A 1,142-nucleotide genomic window follows, 5' to 3' on the forward strand; every position below is an offset into this window, starting at 1 on the left:
GCCCTCGGCTTCTGTGCGGGCTGCATCGTCTATCTGATGATTTACGGGCAGGCCGACAGTCGCCTTCACGAGACGATCGCCTATGGCCTTTTCGGCACGGCGATCTCGGTGATCGGCTCCTACGTCTTCGGTGCGGCGTGGGACGACAAGAACGTGATGAAGACCCTCGGGCGGGACGCCTATCGCGACCGGCCGGGCGTCCCCGATGGCTGGCCGTCCGACATCGCACCGCCAGCCGACGACGACGGGAGGGCAGGATGATCACCGCTATCGCTCGCTTCACCGGAATCCCGACCCTCCTCGTCTGGGCGGCACTGATCGCGATCGCGGCCGGCGGCGTTTGGGCATGGGGAAGCTACCAGCACCACGCCGGCGTCCGCGAGGGCCGGGCGATCGAGCGCGCCGCATGGGAGAAGGCGATGCGCGATCTGCGCGAGCAGATGGACGCCGAGCGCCGGCAGGCGCAGGAGCGAATCGACAGGATTGAACAGGATTACCTCGAAGGCCGGAAGCGCGACGCCGTGCTGATCGCCGACCTCGAAGCGGCAATCGTCCAGATGGAGACCGAAGATGCGGAAGATGACAACGCCGCTGGCCCTGTGTGCCGGCCTGCTATTCCTCGCGGGCTGTCAAAGCAGCTTGACGCGATCGGTCGCTGATCGGCCGGAACTGGCGCGCATACCCTCGCCCCTCAAGGAGCCATGCGCGGCCGTGACGAACCTGCCCGAGCGCGATCTGTCCTCGGCGGAGGTCGCCCGCCTTTGGGGCGCGGATCGTTCGGCGCTGGGCGAGTGCGGCCGGCGGCATCGCGCCCTCGTCGACGGCGTCGAGGCGATCGAGGGGCAAGGCCGTTGAGGCTGGAATTCTGGATGATGTGGGCGGTGATCGCGGCGGTCTTCGCCACGATCGTCATGCTTTCATAGAGAGGGGCGCATTGTGCCGACGAGCTTGAACGAAATATACAAGGCGATCGGCTCCCTGCAGTCGGACGTGAAGAACCTCACCCGTCTTATAGAGGCGCAGGACCAGCGGTCGTCCGAGAGTCGCCGGCGCGTCTATGATCGGCTCGACGAACTGGGGAACGTCGTCGACAACATAGAGGATCGCCTCAAGGCATCCGAGCAGGTGATCAAGGACATCGA

Annotated in this window: 4 protein-coding genes; all 4 read left to right on the top strand. The window is 65.7% G+C overall.

Features of this window, described 5'->3' with window-relative positions; all coding sequences use genetic code 11:
* Nucleotides 1–261, top strand: a 261-nt coding sequence (locus tag V7050_RS17775; RefSeq protein WP_324410948.1) for a hypothetical protein, incomplete at its 5' end; no start/stop codon positions are given.
* Nucleotides 258–659, top strand: a complete 402-nt coding sequence (locus tag V7050_RS17780) for a hypothetical protein (RefSeq protein WP_299480943.1) — start codon at nucleotides 258–260, stop codon at nucleotides 657–659. The genes V7050_RS17775 and V7050_RS17780, both read left to right, overlap by 4 nt.
* Nucleotides 660–711: 52 nt before the next feature.
* Nucleotides 712–855: a hypothetical protein gene (locus V7050_RS17785; RefSeq protein WP_324410951.1), complete on the top strand. Its 144-nt coding sequence runs from the start codon at nucleotides 712–714 to the stop codon at nucleotides 853–855.
* Nucleotides 856–948: 93 nt separating this feature from the next.
* A partial coding sequence (locus V7050_RS17790) for a hypothetical protein (RefSeq protein ID WP_324410953.1) occupies nucleotides 949–1,142 on the top strand: 194 nt, incomplete at its 3' end.

The sequence above is a fragment of the Amaricoccus sp. genome (assembly GCF_036846665.1).
Classification (GTDB): Bacteria; Pseudomonadota; Alphaproteobacteria; order Rhodobacterales; family Rhodobacteraceae; genus Amaricoccus.